General features: G+C 55.1%; 19 protein-coding genes and 3 pseudogenes. 13 read left to right on the top strand and 9 right to left on the bottom strand.

Translation table 11 applies throughout. From position 1 onward, the window contains the following. Positions 1–47: 47 nt before the first annotated feature. Entirely contained in the window at positions 48–365 is a 318-nt protein-coding gene (gene yqfB, locus B9Y90_RS07275; protein ID WP_085540768.1) for a N(4)-acetylcytidine aminohydrolase, read from the bottom strand. Positions 366–404: 39 nt separating this feature from the next. Continuing rightward, complete coding sequence (locus tag B9Y90_RS07270) at positions 405–1,607, bottom strand: NAD(P)/FAD-dependent oxidoreductase (RefSeq protein ID WP_085540767.1); 1,203 nt, start codon at positions 1,605–1,607, stop codon at positions 405–407. Positions 1,608–1,779: 172 nt separating this feature from the next. Here B9Y90_RS07270 and B9Y90_RS07265 point away from each other — a divergent pair, with 172 nt between their 5' ends. From B9Y90_RS07265 to B9Y90_RS07255, 3 genes and pseudogenes are all read left to right on the top strand, one after another. Continuing rightward, the gene (locus B9Y90_RS07265; protein ID WP_085540766.1) at positions 1,780–2,286 is read left to right on the top strand and encodes an RrF2 family transcriptional regulator; all 507 of its coding nucleotides are present in this window, start codon (positions 1,780–1,782) and stop codon (positions 2,284–2,286) included. A 262-nt stretch (positions 2,287–2,548) separates the two neighbouring features. Then, positions 2,549–3,511, top strand: a pseudogene (locus tag B9Y90_RS07260) (PLP-dependent cysteine synthase family protein); the annotation flags it as partial. A gap of 22 nt (positions 3,512–3,533) precedes the next feature. Beyond that, the gene (locus B9Y90_RS07255) at positions 3,534–4,676 is read left to right on the top strand and encodes a trans-sulfuration enzyme family protein (RefSeq protein WP_085540765.1); all 1,143 of its coding nucleotides are present in this window, start codon (positions 3,534–3,536) and stop codon (positions 4,674–4,676) included. A gap of 137 nt (positions 4,677–4,813) precedes the next feature. Here the strand turns inward: B9Y90_RS07255 and B9Y90_RS07250 are convergent, their stop codons facing one another. Beyond that, positions 4,814–5,470, bottom strand: coding sequence for a GntR family transcriptional regulator (locus B9Y90_RS07250; protein ID WP_039293430.1), 657 nt, complete (start codon positions 5,468–5,470; stop codon positions 4,814–4,816). Between the two features lie 184 nt (positions 5,471–5,654). Between B9Y90_RS07250 and B9Y90_RS07245 the strand changes: the two genes are divergently transcribed. Genes B9Y90_RS07245 through B9Y90_RS07215 form a run of 7 tightly spaced genes read left to right on the top strand, consistent with a single transcriptional unit; the run spans position 5,655 to position 13,088 of the window. Further along, positions 5,655–7,148, top strand: a complete 1,494-nt coding sequence (locus B9Y90_RS07245; RefSeq protein WP_085540764.1) for an ABC transporter substrate-binding protein — start codon at positions 5,655–5,657, stop codon at positions 7,146–7,148. Next, positions 7,145–8,005: an ABC transporter permease gene (locus B9Y90_RS07240; protein WP_085540763.1), complete on the top strand. Its 861-nt coding sequence runs from the start codon at positions 7,145–7,147 to the stop codon at positions 8,003–8,005. Before B9Y90_RS07245 ends, B9Y90_RS07240 begins: the two co-directional genes overlap by 4 nt. Further along, a complete protein-coding gene (locus B9Y90_RS07235) occupies positions 8,005–8,919 on the top strand; it encodes an ABC transporter permease (RefSeq protein WP_085540762.1) in 915 nt (304 codons plus the stop codon). The genes B9Y90_RS07240 and B9Y90_RS07235 overlap by 1 nt, the downstream gene beginning before the upstream one ends. Continuing rightward, positions 8,916–10,250, top strand: coding sequence for a M20 family metallopeptidase (locus B9Y90_RS07230; RefSeq protein WP_085540761.1), 1,335 nt, complete (start codon positions 8,916–8,918; stop codon positions 10,248–10,250). Before B9Y90_RS07235 ends, B9Y90_RS07230 begins: the two co-directional genes overlap by 4 nt. Positions 10,251–10,286: 36 nt before the next feature. Beyond that, positions 10,287–11,285, top strand: a complete 999-nt coding sequence (locus B9Y90_RS07225) for a 1-aminocyclopropane-1-carboxylate deaminase/D-cysteine desulfhydrase (protein WP_085540760.1) — start codon at positions 10,287–10,289, stop codon at positions 11,283–11,285. Between the two features lie 2 nt (positions 11,286–11,287). Further along, complete coding sequence (locus tag B9Y90_RS07220; protein WP_085540759.1) at positions 11,288–12,283, top strand: ornithine cyclodeaminase family protein; 996 nt, start codon at positions 11,288–11,290, stop codon at positions 12,281–12,283. Next, on the top strand, positions 12,273–13,088 hold the full coding sequence (locus B9Y90_RS07215; protein ID WP_085540758.1) for a sulfurtransferase: 816 nt from the start codon (positions 12,273–12,275) through the stop codon (positions 13,086–13,088). The genes B9Y90_RS07220 and B9Y90_RS07215 overlap by 11 nt, the downstream gene beginning before the upstream one ends. Here the strand turns inward: B9Y90_RS07215 and B9Y90_RS07210 are convergent, their stop codons facing one another. After that, positions 13,089–14,717 (bottom strand): dipeptide ABC transporter ATP-binding protein, encoded by a 1,629-nt coding sequence (locus B9Y90_RS07210; RefSeq protein ID WP_085540757.1) that lies wholly within the window; start codon positions 14,715–14,717, stop codon positions 13,089–13,091. 151 nt (positions 14,718–14,868) lie between these two features. Here B9Y90_RS07210 and B9Y90_RS07205 point away from each other — a divergent pair, with 151 nt between their 5' ends. Next, the gene (locus B9Y90_RS07205; protein ID WP_085540784.1) at positions 14,869–15,852 is read left to right on the top strand and encodes a nickel/cobalt transporter; all 984 of its coding nucleotides are present in this window, start codon (positions 14,869–14,871) and stop codon (positions 15,850–15,852) included. Positions 15,853–15,863: 11 nt separating this feature from the next. Here B9Y90_RS07205 and B9Y90_RS07200 read toward each other — a convergent pair whose 3' ends face one another. The 3 genes from B9Y90_RS07200 to lysM form a co-directional block, all read right to left on the bottom strand. Beyond that, positions 15,864–16,037 carry a GhoT/OrtT family toxin gene (locus tag B9Y90_RS07200; protein WP_008461495.1) on the bottom strand — a complete coding sequence of 58 codons (174 nt, stop codon included), beginning with the start codon at positions 16,035–16,037 and terminating at the stop codon, positions 15,864–15,866. A gap of 82 nt (positions 16,038–16,119) precedes the next feature. Beyond that, a complete protein-coding gene (locus B9Y90_RS07195) occupies positions 16,120–16,848 on the bottom strand; it encodes a YnfC family lipoprotein (RefSeq protein ID WP_085540756.1) in 729 nt (242 codons plus the stop codon). A 131-nt stretch (positions 16,849–16,979) separates the two neighbouring features. Then, positions 16,980–17,426: a peptidoglycan-binding protein LysM gene (lysM, locus tag B9Y90_RS07190; RefSeq protein WP_085540755.1), complete on the bottom strand. Its 447-nt coding sequence runs from the start codon at positions 17,424–17,426 to the stop codon at positions 16,980–16,982. Between the two features lie 230 nt (positions 17,427–17,656). Between lysM and B9Y90_RS07185 the strand changes: the two genes are divergently transcribed. Continuing rightward, a complete protein-coding gene (locus tag B9Y90_RS07185; protein ID WP_085540754.1) occupies positions 17,657–18,022 on the top strand; it encodes a hypothetical protein in 366 nt (121 codons plus the stop codon). Positions 18,023–18,383: 361 nt separating this feature from the next. On the opposite strand, the pseudogene B9Y90_RS07175 reads toward B9Y90_RS07185, so the two are convergent. After that, positions 18,384–18,503, bottom strand: a pseudogene (locus B9Y90_RS07175) (lysis system i-spanin subunit Rz); the annotation flags it as partial. A 54-nt stretch (positions 18,504–18,557) separates the two neighbouring features. Between B9Y90_RS07175 and B9Y90_RS07170 the strand changes: the two are divergent. Beyond that, positions 18,558–18,833: pseudogene (locus B9Y90_RS07170) on the top strand (tyrosine-type recombinase/integrase); the annotation flags it as partial. A 28-nt stretch (positions 18,834–18,861) separates the two neighbouring features. Here the strand turns inward: B9Y90_RS07170 and patD are convergent. Next, complete coding sequence (patD, locus tag B9Y90_RS07165; RefSeq protein WP_085540753.1) at positions 18,862–20,286, bottom strand: aminobutyraldehyde dehydrogenase; 1,425 nt, start codon at positions 20,284–20,286, stop codon at positions 18,862–18,864. Positions 20,287–20,372 lie beyond the last annotated feature (86 nt).

Genomic DNA, 20,372 nt, shown 5'->3' with positions numbered 1-20,372 from the left:
CGATTACCCCCCTTCCATCCGGCTAATCTCTGGCAATAGCACAATGTTCAGGCCACGCTCACCAGCCGGAATGAAATTTCATACAGCGCATTCAGCCCAGGGTAGATTTCACCGATCACCTGTTTAAGCTTTGCCAGCGTCATGTTCTCCTGACGGGCATGTTCCTCGTCCAAATCATCAAGCAGCACCGGCGTCACGCTGATGACGTCGATCGTGCAGAAATAGACGTCATCTTCGTAGCGGCCCACGCGCAAACGCTGGCCGGGCTGGAAATGGGATTCGCTGCTGTCGCGCAGAGTAATGGTTTTGAGCCCGGCGGTAATGTCGTGCTCAAAGCGGCGGAAAAACGTGATGTCGTTAGCCATGCTGCCTCCTGATAAACATTCGGCAGCATGATAAATCCCTTAGACGAACGGCGCTAACGGATCCGCCGTTTCAAAGGCGATTTTTCTGTCTGCTACCGGGGGGTAAATCAGTTCCTGGGTAATCGACAGCTTAATTTTCTTTGCTTCCTCGCGCACGTGCGTCACTTTTTGCTCCCAGCCTTCGGTAAACACCGCGCCCCAGCCGCCAAGATCGAGACAGGTTACATAGTTAATCTGGCGGTATGGCAGTGGTGCCACGTCCAGCAGGCTTGCCGCCACGTTATAGCCCACAAAGCGGCCAAGCATGATGGCGTGCTGGCAGGTCATTAGCGCGAGGTTACCCTGATCATCCGTTTCGGCACGCGCCACATCCCCTGTCGCAAAAATAGCTGGCTGCCCTTCCACCCGTAAAAAGGCATCCACGTGCAGGCGGCCTTGTTTATCACGCGGGGCATTAATCTGCGCCGTTAGCGGGCTGGCCTGCACGCCAGCGGTAAGAATTACCGTGCTGGAAGCAATGCGTTCGCCGTCGGCCAGCACAATGCCGTTCGCATCAATTTCGCGGACGTCAGTATTCAGCCGCCACTCCACGCCCAGCTCTTCGCTGGCCGTGGCAATCACATCGCGCAGTTCGCGGCTGTAGCGGCCGCCGATTTTATCGCCCCGTTCCACCACAATAACGCGGGCATTGGTTTCTTCACCCAGTACCGCGCGCAATCTGCCTGGCAGCTCGGTCGCCATCTCAATGCCGGTAAAGCCACCGCCACAGACAATGACCGTGTTGCGGGCTTCGCTTTCCAGCTGCTGCGCTAAGTCAGAAATGTGCTGCTCCAGGCGCAGGGCGCTCTCGAGCTGGTCGAGGTCAAAAGCATGCTCTGCCGCGCCGTCAATCAGATCGCGTTTCAGGTTGCTGCCCGTTGCCAGGACGAGGCAGTCATACTGCCGCGGCGTGCTGTTGCCCTGCTCGTCACGGTACCAAACGCACTGATTGACGCTGTCGATGCGCTGCGCTTCGCCTTTCACAAAAGTCACGCCAGTAACGTCGAACAACGGCTGAAGCGGAGCGACCAGCGAAGCCACCTCGGTTTCGTAAAAACGTGGGCGAACGTGCAGTTCAGGCTGCGGGGCCAGCACGGCGATCTCAATGTCGTCACGGTTATGCATCGCCGCCAGTCTGGCCGCACTCAGGGCCGCCCACATACCGGCAAAGCCGGCGCCAAGGATCAGGATCTTCTGTTGCATGGTTCTACTCCGGTAAAGGCCCTCAGTGGCCAACGACTGCGACTATACTTGTCGTAGTTAACTGCGACAAGATCTTTCGGAGTTTATTTTTAATCCCCTGTTTTAGGGGTTACAGATTGCATCGCGTGAGTAAAATCCCTACATTACCTGGATTAAATGAGTCGGAGGCAGTATGGCGTTTTACAGTTCGGGCGTGGAGTACGGCATTCATAGCCTGATATGCATGGTGGATGGCAAAGGTGAAGGCCGCGAAATGAACGTGCGCGAAATCGCCGAACTGCAGGGCGTGCCCTACGACTACCTCGGTAAAATTTTCACCAAACTTTCCAGGGCTGGGCTCGTCATCAGCAGCGAAGGCAAAGGCGGTGGGTTTATCCTTTCCCGTCCGCCAGACCAAATCAGCGTGCTGGACATTGTGGAAGCCATCGACGGTGAGAAAAGCATTTTCGACTGCAAAGAGATTCGCCAGCGGCTTGCCGTGTTTGAAGAAACGCCGCCTGAATGGGCCTGTGAAGGCATTTGCGGCGTACGAGCGGTGATGAACATTGCCCAGCAGCGCATGGAAGAAGCGCTAGCCCAGCATACGGTGCTGGATCTGGCTCGCCGCATGTACCGTAAGGCACCGGATGAATTTGTTATCGAGGTGCAAGAGTGGATCCGCGACCGGCGGAGCAATTAACCTTTCGCTTAGTACAATTTCGCAGATTCAAAGCCAGCCAGCGCATAAGTCGTTGGCTTTTTTGTTTAAAAAACAGGCGTAAACCGGTAAAAGGCAGCTTGTTTAGCCATCCCCCATTCCGGACATCCGAACGGCTTTCCTTCCCTACCGCCAGAACAGCACATTATATTACTTTCCGATCTAAACGCCGGGTTTATGTTCTTTAGAAGCGTCAATTTGCCGCCCTATCATTCCATACATGAACACTTTTCATGTTGAGAGAATGATGATTGCCGATTCCGTCCTGGACCTGATAGGCCACACGCCGCTGCTGCGGCTCAATCACCTTGATACCGGCCGCTGCGAGCTGCTGCTTAAGCTGGAAAACCAAAACCCTGGCGGCTCAATTAAAGACCGCGTAGCCCTGTCGATGATCGAACACGCTGAGCGCAGCGGTAAGCTGCAGACGGGTGGAACGATTATTGAAGCTACGGCGGGCAACACCGGGCTGGGGCTGGCGCTGATTGCCACACAAAAAGGCTACCCGCTGATTCTGGTGGTGCCGGACAAAATGAGCCAGGAAAAGATCTTCCATCTTCGCGCGCTGGGCGTGGACGTGCGCCTGACCCGGTCAGACGTCACTAAAGGCCACCCGGAATATTACCAGGATTACGCCCTGCGGCTGGCGGCAAATATTCCTGGCAGCTACTACATCGATCAATTTTCCAACGCCGCGAACCCTCTGGCGCATACCACCGGCACGGCAGTTGAGCTTTGGGAACAAACCGGAGGCCACATTGACGCCATCGTCGTAGGGGTGGGTTCCGGCGGCACGCTTGGCGGCCTGCAGCAGTTTTTCCACCAGCACTCCCCGCAAACTGAGTTTGTACTGGCCGATCCCTGCGGATCCATTCTTGCCGACGTGGTGGAGCACGGTCATCACGGCGAAGTCGGCAGCTGGCTGGTGGAAGGCATTGGGGAAGACTTTGTGCCAGGCCTTGCCAATTTTAAACAGGTCAAGCACGCCTACCGGATCAGCGACCGGGAAGCGTTTTCCACGGCCCGCGAATTGCTAACCCACGAAGGCGTCCTGGCGGGTTCTTCTACCGGCACCCTGCTTGCCGCCGCTTTGCGCTATTGCCAGGCACAAAGCACGCCAAAACGCGTGGTCACCTTCGCCTGCGATAGCGGCAACAAATATTTATCGAAAATGTTTAACGATCAATGGCTCAGCCAGCAAAACCTGGCGTAACTATTAAGGAAAATTCATGAATAAATTTGCTACCCAGAGCGTGCATAGCGGCACTTTTGATGATGCACACGGCGCGGTGATGCCACCGATTTATGCCACCTCGACTTTTGCTCAACCGGCACCGGGCCAGCATACGGGGTTTGAATACTCTCGCAGCGGCAACCCGACCCGCCAGGCGCTGGAAACGGCCATTGCCGAACTCGAAGGCGGTCAGCGGGGTTACGCGTTTGCTTCTGGCCTCGCGGCTATCTCAACTGTGCTAGAACTGTTGGACAGCGGCAGCCATATCATCGCCGTTGACGACGTGTACGGCGGTACCTGGCGGTTGATTGAAAACGTGCGCAAACGCAGCGCCGCGCTCCAGGTCAGCTGGGTTAAGCCTGACGACCTCGACGGGCTGCAGGCGGCTATTCGCCCTGAAACACGCATGATTTGGGTGGAAACGCCCACCAACCCACTGCTAAAACTGGCAGACCTGGCGGCGATTGCCGATATCGCGAAACGCCATCGTCTGATAAGCGTGGCCGACAACACCTTCGCATCTCCCGCACTTCAACGCCCGCTGGAGTCCGGGTTCGATATCGTGGTGCACTCAGCCACCAAGTACCTGAACGGTCATTCTGATGTTGTCGCCGGGCTGGCGGTTGTGGGCGGGAATGACGACCTGGCGCAGCAGCTTGGCTATTTACAAAACGCGGTCGGCGGCGTGCTTGACCCGTTCAGCAGCTTCCTGACGCTGCGGGGCATTCGGACTCTGGCGCTGCGTATGGAACGCCACAGCAGCAACGCAATCCAGCTGGCTGAGTGGCTCCAGACTCATCCTGAAGTCGAAAAAGTCTATTTCCCGTGGCTGGAGTCTCACCCGCAGTATCATCTTGCCCGCCAGCAAATGTCGCAGCCGGGCGGCATGATTTCAATTGTGGTTCGGGGGAATGAAAAACGCGCTGAAGAGGTGATTCGCAAACTGAAGCTGTTTACGCTCGCCGAAAGCCTGGGCGGCGTTGAAAGCCTGGTCAGCCAGCCATTCAGCATGACTCATGCTTCTATTCCGCTAGAACAGCGGTTGAGTAACGGCATTGTGCCGCAGCTGATTCGTTTGTCTGTCGGGATTGAAGACGCAGAAGATTTGCAGGCGGATCTGGCACAGGCGCTGAGTTAACGAATAATTCGCTAAAGCGCAGTAAGAAATACTGTCATAAATATAAATAATGGCCTTTTGTTGGCTCTGACCACATCCAGAGGAATACAAAAGGCCATTTATTTGCTGTGCGTTAATAAATTAAAGTTGTTTAGTCTTTAACCAAAGTACTGTCGGCGTAAAATATCTGCCCCGTCGTCAATCGCTTTATGAATTGCTTTCACGCTACGCTTTTCATCTTTTTCGCTCAGGGCTTCCAGCAGATCGTCGTAATTATGGTGACCCTGCGTCATTTCTTCCGACTGTGGGTACAAATAATTAAAGCATGGCCCAATGCGCACCCAAAGTTGCTCAATTAACACGGTGAGCGTTGGCATCTCTGCGTACTCAAACAGCTGGAAACGAAACTCCCGATTAGCCTGCAGCGCAGCTTCGACGCTAACATGTTTCGCTTCAAGAAACGCATCACATAGCTGCTGCAGTCGAGCGAGTTTGGTTTTATCCATATAACGCGCCGCCTGCTCTACCGCCATACCCTCCAGATTTTTACGGATGGTTGTAATTTCGTGGTAGCGCCCCAGAGAAATTTCAGGCACCAAAAAAGCCTGTGCCGGCGTCGCGTCAAGTGCGCCAGAAGAAACAAGACGTAGAAGCGCTTCACGCACCGGCGTAATGCTGGTACCAAGCTGCTCTGCAATCTCTTTGGTCACTAATCTTGCGCCGGGTTTTAAGGTTCCCACGATCAACGCACTCTTTAACCTGCCCTCAACTTGCATGGTTAAACTCATTCTTTGCGCTTTTTCTAAGTCAAGCATGTTTATTTCCTATAGCAAAATAACTACTTTGTATTTGCAGTTTAATAACTGGCTTGTCATCAATGGAGTATATAGGATATATCATGTACTCTTACCACAAATTTATACCACCATGCGAATTAACCTGACGAAACATTCGATATCCGTCAATAATTTAGACGGTAACGTATAGGGATTGACTACAATGAAAGCATCTGGCCGTAAGCTCGCAACTCTGGCTGTATTAATTAGCCTGGTAACCCCCTTTAGCTACGCAAGTGAATTAGTTATAGCCCAACCAGCTTCCGCCACCGCGATGGATCCTGGTTTCCTTAAAGAAGCCGCCACCCTGGTGGACAATATTTTCGATACGCTGGTCCTGCGTGATAAAAACATGCAGCTTCAGCCCGGTCTTGCCACATCCTGGAAAGCGCTGGATGACACGACCTGGCAATTCGACCTGCGTCCCGGCGTCACTTTCACCAACGGTGAACCTGTTAACGCGGCGGCGGTGAAATTCTCTATTGACCGTATTCTTGATCCGGCCAACCACGCGCCAACGATTTCTTACATCCGCACCATTAAGTCGGTAGAGGTCACCGGCGACTATCAAGTTCGCATTCACACCGACGGCCCTGACCCGCTGCTACCAACCCGTATGAGCCGCTATCCAACCTATATCGTACCGCCTGCCTATGTAAGTAAAGTCGGTGCTGCGGAATTTGCACGAAAACCTATTGGTAGTGGAGCATATACATTAAAAGAATTTATACCAGATGAACGTGTCGTTATGCAGGCTAATCCACATTATTGGCGTGGAAAACCCACAATTGACAAGGTGACCTGGCGTCCAATCCCTGAAGCAACCGCCCGCATTACTGCCCTGTTAACAGGGGAAGTACAGCTGGTTGACAGCGTCCCTGCCGACCTCGTTTCAACCCTTAAAAACAAGCCAGGCATCCATCTTGAGCAGGTGAAAGGCGGTGGGCTGACCATTTATCTCGGCCTGAAGAATGGTGAGAAACCTTTAAGTGATGCACGGGTTCGCCAGGCACTGTCGCTGGCGCTGAATCGTCAAGCCTATACCACCCAACTGCTGCACGGTTTTGGCACGCCAACCGGTACCATGGCTGGCGCGAAGGACTTTGGCTACCTCAATGTTCCAGCCCCTGAGCAGGACATCGCCAAAGCTAAAGCCTTACTTAAGGAAGCGGGTTACCCGGACGGCTTCACGCTGAAATTCCAGGCACCGCGTCGTTATATCGCCAGCGCTGAAGTGGCTCAGGCGATTGTTCAGGATTTAGCCGCCATCGGCGTGAAAGCACAGCTTGAAGTGCCTGAATGGTCCGTCTATACCCAGCAGGTGGCTTCTGGTAAACAGGCTGAAATGTACATGCTGGCGTGGGGCTCAACCCAAACGCTGGATGCCGATGCCGCGCTTTACCCTATCCTGCACTCCGGTGAGCCATACTCCACGGTCAGCAACCCTGAACTGGATAAACTGCTGAACGCCAGCCGCTCGACGGTCGATGCGAAAAAGCGCGAAGTTATCCTGCAGGACATCCAGAAAGTTGTCGCCAAAGAGCAGCCGTTGATCCCGCTCTACCGCGAGGATTCTCTGTATGCTAACAGCGACAACCTGACCTTTACCGGCCGCGCCGACGCACGTATCCCGCTGTATGATTTGAGGCTGAAATGATTTTTCCCGGACGCGCCCTGACCCGCCGCCCGCGTCGCCTGATTTCAGGTGACGGAGCGCTGGGGGGCTTATTGCTTGGCATCGTGATCCTGCTGGCACTGGTGGCCCCGTGGCTGCCCTTGCCCGACCCGTTAACTAACAACCTGGCGGATACCTTCCTGCCGCCAGTCAGTGAAACGGCAAGCGGGATGCACTGGCTCGGCACCGATCAGCTCGGGCGCGATTTGCTGTCAAGGATCCTGGCGGGTACCCGCCTTTCCCTGATGGTGGTATTACTGGCGGCGGCAATTGCCGCCGTTATCGGCACCTTGCTGGGGATGCTGGCAGGCTACGTTGGTGGCTGGCTGGATGCCGTTATCATGAGGCTGATGGACATTCAGCTGGCAGTGCCGTTTATTCTGTTAATTTTGCTGGTGATGGCGCTGTTCGGCACTTCACTGGAAAACATTATTCTGATCATGGGCGTGACCAGTTGGGCGATTTACGCCCGTGTGGCGCGCGCCAAAACGCTTGAGCTTCGCGAGCTGGAATACATCGAAGCCGTTCGCGCCATGGGGTTTTCCACGCCGCGTATTCTGCTGCGACATATTCTGCCTAACCTCGCCACGCCGCTGGTGGTTCTGCTGACGCTCGATATTCCAAGGTTGATTGTCCTTGAAGCCTCCATCGGCTTTCTGGGGATGGGGATCCAGCCGCCAACGCCAACGCTCGGTAACCTGATTGGCGAGGGCCGTTCCTACATGCTGCTGGCGGAATGGCTGGTGCTGTGGCCAGGGCTGATTATTGCGGCGCTGGTGATCGGCTGTAATCTGCTCGGCGACAGCCTGCTGCGTAAAACCCACACGAGGCTCGACTGATGCTGCGCTACATTCTTTCCCGCTTCGCGCAGGCCGTGCTGGTGATGTTCGGCGTCTCGCTGCTGATCTTTTATAGCCTGCACCTGACCGGCGATCCTGCCGCGGTAATGATGCCTCCAGGCTCTTCCCAGCAAGAAATAGACAACTTCCGCCATGCAATGGGTTTTGACCGTCCGCTGCTCTGGCAATACGGCCATTACCTGAACGGCCTGCTGCACGGCGACCTTGGCCTGTCGCTCCGCTATGACCAGCCAGTGACCGAGCTTATCGCCCAGCGCGTGCCTGCCACGCTGCTGCTGGCCGTTTCTGCCCTGGCGTGGAGCACTGTCGCTGGCCTGCTGCTTGGCCTGGTGAGTGCAGTCTGGCGCAACAGCGTTTGGGACTTACTCGCCCGCCTGTTCGCCTTCAGCGGCCAGGCCGTGCCGGTGTTCTGGCTGGGCCTGCTGATGATTATCTGGTTCAGCCTGCATCTGCGCTGGCTGCCCTCCAGCGGCTACGGCACGTTCAGCCATTTGATTATGCCCGCCATTAGCCTTGGGGCCTATTACATGAGCGCCATTGCGCGCCTGGTGCGTGCCAGCCTGATCGACGTGCTGTCTCAGGATTACATCCGCACGGCGCAGGCCAAGGGGCTGAGCTCGTGGCGGATCTTGATTCGCCACGGCCTGCGCAATGCGCTGATCCCGGTCGTTACCGTGCAGGGGATGTATTTTGCTTCCCTGTTGGGCGGCGCGCTGGTGACCGAAATTATTTTTGCCTGGCCCGGCATTGGCCGCCTTGCGGTGCAGGCGATTCAGAACCGTGACTTCCCGCTGGTGCAGGCGATTGTCCTGCTGGCCGCGCTGGTGTTTGTGGTGGTGAACCTAATCATTGATTTGCTGTACGTGGTGCTGAACCCGAGGATCCGGCTATGAAGTCACTTGATACCACGCTGGATCTCCTGCACCAGCTGACGCCTTTCCGCAGCGTGGCGGGTAACATCGACCAGCAGCGCGACCTGGCACAATGGCTTGAGCGTTGGTTAATTGAAGAAACTGACGCTGAAGTGCTGTACCCGGTCAGCCAGCAGCTTCAGGACGATGCCCCGCCTCTGGTTCACGTGCGAATTGATATCGGCTCGCCACGTACCCTCGTGCTGTACAACATGTACGACGTGATGCCCGCCGAAGAAGACGGCTGGGAAGTCGACCCGTTCGTGGGCGGCCTCAAACACTGGTCGGATAAAGGCGATGTGTTTATTTCTCGCGGGGCGGAGAACAACAAAGGCCCGCTGGCAGGCATGCTGATGGTGGTGCGCGACCTCTATCATTCGGGCCGCCTGCATACCAGCATTGAGATCCTGCTGGAAGGCGAAGAAGAGATTGGCAGCGGTAACCTGCGCCGCTACCTCGCCCGCCAGCCTTGTCCTGTTGCCCCGGCAGAAGCGGTGCTTTTCCCTTCCCTGTGCGAATACGGCGGTGGCGCACCGCGCATTTACCTGGGCTTCACCGGCCGCAGCGGTGGCCGCCTGGTGGTCAGAGGCGGTAGCTGGGGCGGGCCGAAAGCCGCGATCCACGCCAGCAACGCGGCGTGGATTGATAACCCGATCTGGCGGCTGGTGCAGGCGTTAGGCACCCTTGCCCCACCTCACGCCAACGGCGTACTCGAAACGGGCGAGCTGGATGAAGAAGCCAGCTCAATTCTGGACGATCTCGCGCTGGAATTTAATCTGGCGGAGGAACTGACCTTCCGCCGCAGCGAAAAATACGCGATCAGCGGCGACAGCTTCAGCAACCTGGCTTACCTGCTGGGTAGCGCGGTGTTGAGCGTTTCAGAGATAGCCAGCCTGCCTCGTGGCGCTCAGGGCGTGATCCCCCCGGAAGCCTTCGCCGATTTGGTGCTAAGAACGCCGCCCGTCGTCGATGGCGAACGCCTGATGCAGCGCATAAAAGAACAGCTTGCCAGCCCGGCTCTCGCCGGAGCCGTGTTTGAGCCGGGAGACAGCTATCCCGGCTACCGCTTCAGCATTGATGACGCTGGCGTGCTTGAACTGATGGCGAGCTATCACCAGCAGCAGGCAAAACCGCAAATCTGGCCCTGGGCGCCAGGTTGCGCACCGGCCTACGCCTTCGCCCCTGTGGCACCAGCCTTCCTGATTGGCGGCCTGGGCTACGGTGGCAACGCCCACGGCGTGAACGAATTCGTCACGCTCAGAGGCTTACAACGCTACCAACAATCGCTTAATGACTGGCTACTTGCCTTTTAAAGACCGCCAGCACCCGGGAACCAGACAGGATAATGCATGAAAAACGTCAATGATTTTGAACGTGTTACGCTCGGATTCTTCCCCACGCCGCTGGAATCTTTACCTCGCCTGAGCGAAACGCTGGGCGTTAACGTAAAGATTAAGCGCGACGACTACAGCGGCTTTGGCGGCGGCGGTAACAAAGTCCGCAAGCTGGAGTACCTGATGGCCGAAGCCTGCCGCGAAGGCGTAAACGTGGTGATCACTACCGGCGGCCACCAGTCGAACCACGCGCGCATGGTCGCCGCGGCCGCCCGTAAATTTGGCATGAAGCCGGTGCTGGTTCTACGCGGTGATGAGCCACAGACTTATCAGGGCAACCTCCTGCTGGACAAACTTTTTGGGGCGGAGCTGCAGTTCCTCGACCCGGAAGGCTATTTTACCCAGATCGAAGGCGCGATGCAGGCCCATTCCGATGCTGCAACGGCGCGCGGCGAAAAGCCGATGATCATTCCGCTGGGCGGGGCCACGGCGCTGGGTGCGCTGGGCTACGTTCGCGCCGTTGAAGAGATGGATGCCCAGCTTCGCGCCGCGGGCGAATCTGCCCCGGACGTCATTATCGCCCCAACCGGCTCTGGCGGCACGCTGGCCGGACTGTATGTCGGCGCCCGTCGCTACTGGCCGAAAACGCAAATTATTGGCGTCAGTGTCAGCGCCAAAGCCGACTGGTTCCAGACTCGCATTTCGGCGATGGCTGACGACTGCGCTCGCCTGCTCGACTGGGATCAAAGCTGGCAACCGCAGGATATCCTGATCGAAGACGGCTTTGTCGGCAGCGCCTACGGCGTGCCTTCTGACGGCGGCATTGAGGCGATTTACCAGGTCGCTCAGCAGGAAGGCGTGCTGCTGGATCCGGTTTACACTGGTAAAGCGATGCACGGTTTAATCACCCTCGCGAAAGAAGGCCGTATTGCCGCCGGTAGCAGCGTTGTGTTCATGCACTGCGGGGGTTCTCCGGCACTTTACCCGTTCGCTCAAAAACTTCTGGAGCACTGATTATGCAGATAGTGAACCGTCAGCAGGTGGCCGACCTTGGGGGAAACGACCCGGTACAAGCTCTGCAAGACATCGAGGATACAGTACGGTTGTTGAGGCACGGCGAGGCCGTGATGCCCGCCGAAACCCACGTCAACCTCGATACGCCGCTGGGCAAGGTTTATGCCCTGCCTGCAAGGGTCGGCGGACGGTTCAATGTCACTGGCGTAAAGTGGACGGCGCATCGCCCTCGCGCCAACGACGGCTATCCACAGGCGATGGCCACTACGCTGGTTAACCGAGCAGACAACGGTTTGCCGATAGGCCTGGTCGAAAGCGGCAGCCTGACCGCGACGCGAACCGCCGCCGTGTCTGCCCTCGCCTTAAAGCTGGCGGCTCCCCGCCGCCCTTCACGTATTTTATTGCTCGGCGCAGGCGTGCAAGCCCGCGCTCATCTTGAGATGCTGGTCGCACATTTTCCCGATCTGGATATGGTCTATTGCTGGAACAAAACGCCGGAGCCTCTCGCCGACATGCTCAGCCATGCCGACGAACTCCCCTGGCCGGTCACCCAGTTTGAAACATTAAGCGATGCGTTGCGCCAGCATTGGGACGCGCTGATTACCTGCACCAGCGCCAGCGAGCCGTTTTTACGCCCTGGCATCTGGCGTGCCGGAACCGTAGTTTTGCAAATCGGCTACCACGAAGTGGCTTTTGAAACGATTGCCGCCGCCGACAAAGTGGTGGTCGATCTCTGGGGCGACTTCAAGCTGACCAGCGCCAAAAGCCTGTTTCAGATGTACCGCGCCGGGCTTTTTGACGAGCAAAACGTCGCGGCAGATTTAACACATTTGCTGGTCGATGGCTGGCGGCCTGCGGAAACGGACAAGGTTTACTTTTCTTCTTTCGGCCTCAACGTGTTTGATATCGCCCTCGCCGCTCGCGTTCTAAGCGCTGCTGCCGAACAGGGCAAAGGCAGCAACTTGCCTTTTGGCTGGGAAACCGCCAATGCTGATTAACGCTCCCGATTTGGCAAAACGCATGGCGGACGGCGAAAAATTTGCGCTGATCGATGTCCGTGAACAAGCAGCGTGGGAAACAGCCACCCTGCCCGGCGCACTAAGCCTTAACGTCTACGACTATTTTGTCTCTGACTCTACCCCAAAAGGTTACGCCGCGATGGCCGGAGCGTTTGTTCATGCCTGGCAACAGCTAAAGATCGCGAGCGGGACAACGCCAGTGTTCTTCGAGCAAACCGTGGGCATGCGTTCTCCTCGTGGACTTTGGTTTTTGTGGTTTGCGCTGGGTACTGAAGGGGTAATTTTGGATGGCGGTGTGGATGCGTGGATTGAGGCCGGGGGGAAATTAGCGCCGGGGACAGGCCCTTCGGCGATTGTTTCTGACGCCGGAGCCCCTGAATGTCAACCGGCCATGCCTCAGCTGGCCGCCACCCGCGCCGAAACGATCGACGTCGATCCGGCCACAGCTATGCTGCTGGATGCCCGCCGACCAGCGGAATATGACGGCAGCTTTGTGCACGAATGCTGCGCGCGAGCGGGACGTATTCCTGGCTCAACGCTGCTTTTTTGGGAGGATGTGGTCGAGAATGGCCAGTTCAAATCCGCTGCAGAGCTGGCGCGCCTCGCCACCGAAGCCGGATTCACACCGTCAAAAAGAGTGATAACCTGGTGCCACCGCGGCGCACGCGCCGCCACTGTTCTGGTGGCACTCAAACTTGCTGGTTACGAGAACGTGGCCGTTTACGTCGGTTCCTGGCACGAGTGGGCAAGCCACCGGGAATTACCGCTGCTTAGCGGAGAGTAATCATCCCGCCTTACGCAGCTTCAGCGCCTGCTGAATATTCGGCGCGGCGGCAATCAGCTGCCGCGTGTATTCATGCTGCGGCCTGTCCAGCACCTGCTTTGTGACCCCGGTTTCCACAATTTCACCGCGATATAACACCGCAACTCTGTCGCAGGCCTGCCGCACGGCACCAAGATCGTGGCTGATAAACAGCACGGTTAGCCCCAGACGGTCACGCAGATCGGCGAGCAAAGCGAGGATCTGGCCTCGCACCGAAAGATCGAGCGCTGAAACGGCTTCGTCGGCCACCAGCAATTCGGGTTCAAGCGCCAGTGCTCGGGCAATGGCAATACGCTGGCGCTGCCCGCCAGAGAAAGCCGCTGGCAGTCGATCTGCCGCAGCGGCCTCCAGCCCAACCAGTTCCAGTAATTCGCGAACACGGTTTTGAACTTCCCCGGCAGGTCTCAATTTATGCACGCGCAGCGGTTCAGCAATCTGCTCGCCTACCGGCATTTTGGGATCAAGGCTGGCGTAGGGATCCTGGAAAATAATCTGCGCCCGACGGCGCATTCCCTGTTGTTCCTCACGGCTGGCACGACGCACGTCCAGACCGTCAAAAATAATGGTGCCGCTGTCCGCCGGAATTAAACCTATGGCCGCCCTGCCGAGCGTCGTTTTACCCGAGCCGGACTCGCCGATCAGCCCGACAATCTCACCTCGTTCAATTTCGAGGCTGGTGGGTTTAAGCACGGTCTGGCGGCTGGCGGGGAAAAACGGCAGCGTATGCGCCTGCGGGTAACTTTTGGTGAGCTGCGACAGCTGCACCAGCGGTGAACGAGTGACGTCTTTGCGCCGGGTAGGCTGAGGCTCTGGCTGAGAAGCGGCAATCAGCCGGCGGGTGTAATCAGCCTGCGGCGCGGTCAGCAACGTCGGCACGTCGCCCTGCTCAACAATGTTACCCTGATAGAGCACGCAGGCACGGTCTGCATAACGGGCCACCACGCTCAAATCATGAGTGATAAACAAAATGCCCATCGCCATTTCCTGCTGCAATTCCTGCAGCAAAGCAAGAATTTGCGCCTGAATGGTCACATCCAGGGCGGTGGTTGGCTCGTCGGCAATCAGCAGCGCGGGTTTGCAGCTAATAGCGCTGGCAATCATCACGCGCTGGCGCATGCCGCCGGAAAGCTGATGAATATACTGTTTAGCTCGCTGTTCAGGGTTCACAATCCCGACCCTGTCCAACAATGCGACCGCCTCACGGTGCGCCTGCTTCCAACTGAGTTTTTGGTGGCGCACCAGCACTTCTGCGATTTGCTCCCCCACTTTCAGCACCGGGTTCATGCTGCTCATCGGTTCCTGAAAAATCGTGGCGATTTGCTGCCCGCGAAGCTCACGCGGATAGGCTTTCCCCACCGCAGAAACAACCTGCCCGTTAAACGTTACATCACCGCCGGTGTGCCGGACGCCCACAGGCAGCAACCCCATAACCGCCAGCGAAGTTAACGTTTTCCCCGAGCCAGATTCACCTACCAGCGCAACAATCTCTCTGCGTGCAACGCTGAATGAAGCGTCCTTCACCAAAGGCTTGCCTTCCAGCGTATTGATACAAAGCGAATTAACGGTTAACAGCGGGTTTTGATTGGTCATACCGGTTCCAGACGGGCGCTAACAGCGTGATTTTTGAGACTATAATATCTGCCCTGACGCGACAAGATGATTTGCTGATAGCTTATTCATTTGGTCTTACTCTCCGGTGTTATTTATACTTCCGTCATACCAACCTGATGTGATTGTTGCCATGACGACCCAAACTCTTCCCCGCCGCTGGGCGCTGCCTGCGGGCCTGCTGGCCTTGCTGTTAAGTGCGCTGGCGCTGGTGTTTATCAGCCATCACTGGAGCGCTTTTATTCAGTGGTGCCTGAGTATGCAGATCAGCCTGCACCGCTACCTGGTCTTCTATTTACTGCAAATCAACAACCATCAGTACAGCGGCGGCGTCTGGCTGCTGGTCGGCAGTTTTTTTTATGGTGTCCTGCATGCCATTGGTCCCGGGCACGGTAAATTTATCGTCACCACTTATCTCAGCACCAACCAGGAAACGCCGCTTGCCGGGCGTGTGGTGCCGTTTCTTGGCAGCCTGATGCAGGGCGTGAGCGCCATTATTTTTGTCTTTGTGCTGGCGATTGCGCTTAATTTGTCCAGCGGCGATCTCAGCGAAAGCCGCTGGTATGTGGAGAAAATAAGTGCGGTACTGATTGGCTGTTTCGGGATCTTTATTGTGCTGAAAGCGCTGCGACAGCAAGCGCCGCTCCGGATGAAATCCTTCACGCCGATAAGCAGTGATGCAACAACGCTGCAGCATCATTCACACGATGATCGGTGCGGTTGTGGGCACAACCACGGCGTTGGCTACGATGGCCGGAACGGTAACTTGCTCACGCACCTGGGCGTGATTCTGGCGATTGGCGCTCGGCCTTGCAGCGGTGCCATCATGATTTTGGTGTTTTCGAATGCGTTGGGATTTATTAGCTGGGGCATTGCCGCGGTGATGACTATGGCTCTCGGTACTGCCCTGTCGATTCTTGGGCTGTCCGTGCTGGTCACCCGCACCCGCGACTCAGTGGGTAAACTCTGGCTTTCGCGCACGCCCACTCAGGTTCGCATTATTACCACCGGGCTGAAAGTCATTGGTGGCTTACTGATCGTGCTTTTTGCCATAGTGCTGTTTATCACCACGATTCCCGTTAGCGCCAACGGCGACTTTATCGCAGCGGGCTGCTAGCACAGAACGGATTAGAACAGAGAGAACAGCAGCGCGACCGGGAAACTCATCGGCCAGGTGGCGCCAATCAGCACCGAACAAAGCAGCTTAATGCGTTTGGAGTCTTTGGCGAGCAGCCAGGTGATCCCGGCACAGATCAACGCCATTACGGCGTAAAAAACCAGCATGTGTTGATAAAGCGTCATACAAAACATTACTACTTGTTAAAAAATTTTGCAGAATATGCTCTTTTTTATGACGCAGATCAAGTTTAGAAACTTTATTTACTCAGTAATAGCTGACTTCCGTCGTCACCTGATGACGCTGGGTTTGCTGCGTTTTTCCGATACCGGTCACCAGGGTGATGTCGCAGGCGATGGGCGATAAATGCTCGTCGTAGCGGCAGTGGCTTTCCGCCGTCAGAAACGGCGTTCTCATCGTTTCAGTCACCAGTTTGTAATCGAACGGACGATGCTCCGCGTCCTCGTAGATGACTTTGGTTTGCGAAGCGACTTTGTCGCTCATGTAAAAATCCACCTGGTTGGGAAGTCCGTTAGCATCATACTCGTGATGAGCAATCCGCTGGCCGCCCGGCATGAAAAAAATATCCTTCAGCAGTCCGTTAGGCCAGTAGGCATACTTCACTTCGCCCAGCTCATCTTTTTTCTGTTTCACCAGGCACTTTTCATCAAGCTTGAGGGATAGCGGTTTGCCATTTTGGATTCCTGTCAGCGTGTTACCTTCACGATGAAGCTGTAGCACCATTTTTTGCGCCGAGTCCCGGATATCGAGGCTGGTCACGCACCCTGTACGATCCACCTTTAGGCGGTTCTCATAATTTATCTCCCCCGACGGGGGGTTCATGACGGTATGCATTTCGCGCACGTTGCCTGCTGGCGCATTGAAATCAAACATCGTCGCCAGGTTGGCGATAACCGGGTTTCTTGCCATTTGGGCATAAGAGAAGGAACAGAAAAGGAGTGGTGCCGCCAGCAGAATGGCTTTTTTAAACTTCATACATCTTCCTTGAAAGCAGACCAACACCTCGTCGGCAACTAGCAGAAAATAAACAGATTAATTCTGGGATTTAACGTGACACTTTACGCGATCCGCCAAACAAAACCCACCGAAGTGGGTTTTTAGGGCACTTACAGCTTAGGAATAATCAATACCTGTCCGGGGTAAATTTTATCCGGGTGGCTTAGCATCGGTTCATTCGCTTCAAAGATGGTGTTGTACTTGTTGGCATCGCCATAGACATGTTTAGAAATGGCGCTCAGCGTGTCGCCCGATTTTACCGTGTACCAGGTCGATTCCTGCGCCGCATCCGTTGCCTGAATATTGTTTTCAACGCTGCTAATACCGGCCACATTACCCACCGCGACCTGAATTTTTTCTTTCAGCGCTTGAGTCAGCCCATCTCCCCCGGAGATCACCGCTTTGCCGTTTTCTACCGTGACATTCACTTTGTCAGCGCCGGGAATGCCGCTGTTTTTCAAATGTTCCTCAAGTTTGCTGCCCTGCTCGCCTTCATTCCCTTTCAGCGAATCCCACAGTTTCGCACCTGCGTCTTTGACAAAATCAAATAACCCCATGGTCTTTTCTCCTGTTTACTGGTCCCTGTAAGTCTGGCAAAAGAAGCAAAAATCGCCAGCTCGGTGTTTATCATCATGCACGGGGTATTTTTTATGATGTGAGATGAAGCAAGCTAAAAGCAGGTTGCTTAACCGAATGGTGTTAACCAGGAGATGGCCTTTGTGATGGCAATTGATTTTTTTATAAAACTTAATGATATTGATAAGGTTGAATAAAAAGGTTAACCCATATGTTCTCATTCTTGAAAACACTTGGCCGGATGTTTGACAGTCAGGATGCAGGCAAAAGTCAAAAGAAATACTCTGACCAGGAGCTTATTCAGTGGGCTACCGGCTGTATGCTGGAAGGTCTCCCTGATGATTTCTATCAAGCCAGGCTTCTATGTGTTCGTTTCCCCAACCCAGGGAAGCCAGGCTGTTGGATAGTAAGCATAAACCACGATGTAATGTTAACTGCTGAATCAGACTATGAGCGCTTCCATCCTGCTGATGATCTATACCCAACGCAGTGCGTTGAAATGCTCCTTGATGGTAAAGAGTGGCAAGAGGCCACTATGATTTTTAACAAGGAAAAAACTTCATTCAAATGGATTTGACATTATCACAGGCACTCAGTGAGTGGCTGCCGTTATGCCTCGAACCGTTGTTTTTATCACATGCAAAATCACTGGAACCGACAAAATGATTCGGAACGCAATCAGCATGTTAATAGTGATTTCATAGATAATGTCTACGGTCATATAGTCGATGAAAGGCGTATACATTAGGATCCTGAACACAACAAGATATAAGCCGACCAAAAAAATGTAAGCGAGGACACTCTTCAGGATAAATACCATCAGCGGCTTTAGTCCTAATTTTTTTTGCCAGTAGAAGGCGTCTTTCATCGTACGAAAATAATTCAACATCCTTGATTTCCACTCACTAAACCTCATGGAAACATTTTAACGAATTAATTCACTTGAGACACTGTGTTTGGATGTACTCCTGCAACCCTGCTATTTGCTTGCTGCTGGTTTCGATTTTCTCCCTGAGACGCAAATAATTCCGTTCAGCGGCGGCAGTAAGTCCGGGGCTTGTGCGTCTCTGCTCTTCGTACATAATCACGATAGCGCTAATTGTTTTTTTGATTTGCGGTCACCCTGCTACAGCGATTCGCAGCGAAGAGTAATTTGTCACCGCAAAGCTTATGAGTCACGCCATACATTTGCATGCTGGGCGTTGAGTGCTGGAGCGAACCCGAGCTTTATTGCCAGTCAGATGGGACATACAAATGCGCAGATGGTTTTTAATGTCTACGGAAAATGGATGACAGAGAAAAACGGCGATCAGATTGCTATCCTCAATAGTAATTTTGACTTCTCTGCCCCTTCACTGCCCCATAAGAAAGTGGTTGAAACACAATAATATTGTATTACAACCACTTAAAACCTAATCAGTGCTTAATCATCACATGCCGAATAACGGTGTAATCCTCCAGCCCGTAAAGCGACATATCTTTTCCGTAGCCGGACAGTTTTTGCCCGCCGTGCGGCATCTCGCTCACCAGCATAAAATGTGTGTTCACCCAGGTGCAGCCGTACTGCAGCTGGGCGCTCAGGCGATGTGCACGGCCCACATCCTGCGTCCAAACCGAGGATGCCAGGCCATAGCTGGAGTCATTGGCCCACGTTAATACCTGCTGCTCATCGTCAAACTTAGTGATGCTAACGACCGGGCCGAACACCTCTTTTTGTACAATGGCATCGCCCTGCTTCGCCCCGGCCAGTAGCGTAGGCTGATAGTAATAACCGTCGCTTGTCACCTTGTTACCGCCCGTCACTACCTTGATATGCGGCAGCGCTTTGGCTTCTTCAACGGCTTTGCTGACTCGCTCAAGATGTGTCTTTGAACTCAGCGGACCCAGCTCGGTGCGTTCATCCTCAGGCGGGCCATATTTGAGACTGGCCACGGCTTCCCCTAGTTGCTCAACCAGCCTGTCGTAAATGCCGTTTTGGGCGTAGATCCGGCAGGCGGCGGTGCAGTCCTGCCCGGCGTTGTAATAGCCAAAGGTACGCACACCTTCGACCACTGCCTGTAAATCCGCATCGTCGAACACGATAACTGGCGCTTTGCCGCCCAATTCCATATGCGTACGCTTAATCGTCGGGGCGGTATGGCTAATAATGTGTTCCCCGGTAGCAATGGAGCCGGTAAGTGACACCATGCGCACTTTTTCATGTCCGGTCAGCGCATCGCCAACGGTTTGCCCTCGCCCAAACAGCACGTTAATCACGCCAGCGGGGAAGATATCCTTCGCCAGCTCAGCCAGTTTAAAAGCGGTCAGCGGCGTAATTTCAGAGGGTTTGATCACCACGCAGTTCCCGGCGGCCAGCGCCGGAGCCAGTTTCCAGGCAGCCATCATCAGCGGATAGTTCCAGGGGGCAATAGACGCCACCACGCCAACCGGATCGCGGCGGATCATCGAGGTATGCCCGCTCAGATATTCTCCGGCAGCCAGGCCGCTCAGACAGCGGCTTGCCCCGGCAAAAAAACGGAAGACATCCACAACAGCCGGGATTTCGTCATTCAGCACGCAGTGGAAGGGCTTGCCGCAGTTTTGCGACTCGAGGCGGGCAAAGTCATCCCCGTGTTGCTCTATGGCATCGGCCAGCGCCAGAAGATGTTCGGCACGTTCTTTCGGCGTCGTTTGTCCCCATGTGGCAAACGCTTTATCCGCCGCAAGTACCGCCTCGTTGACTTGCTGAACGGTGGCTTCAGCCACCTCCAGCAGCACCTTGCCAGTTGCCGGATTGAAGACCGGCTGCTTTTCCCCGAGGCCATCCACAAGCTGGCCGTTAATTAACAATTGGCTTTGCATCCCGATCTCCTTTCCCGTTCTGATAATGAGGCCCGCAGAGGCGAGTTAGCGTAAAAGGACTGAGTAAAAAGCATAGTTCCGGCGGT

Origin of the sequence: Cedecea sp. NFIX57 (genome assembly GCF_900177785.1) — a bacterium.
GTDB lineage: Bacteria > Pseudomonadota > Gammaproteobacteria > Enterobacterales > Enterobacteriaceae > Cedecea > Cedecea neteri_C.
The sequence above is the reverse complement of the archived record's forward strand: the minus strand, read 5'-3'. Positions and strand labels throughout refer to the sequence as shown.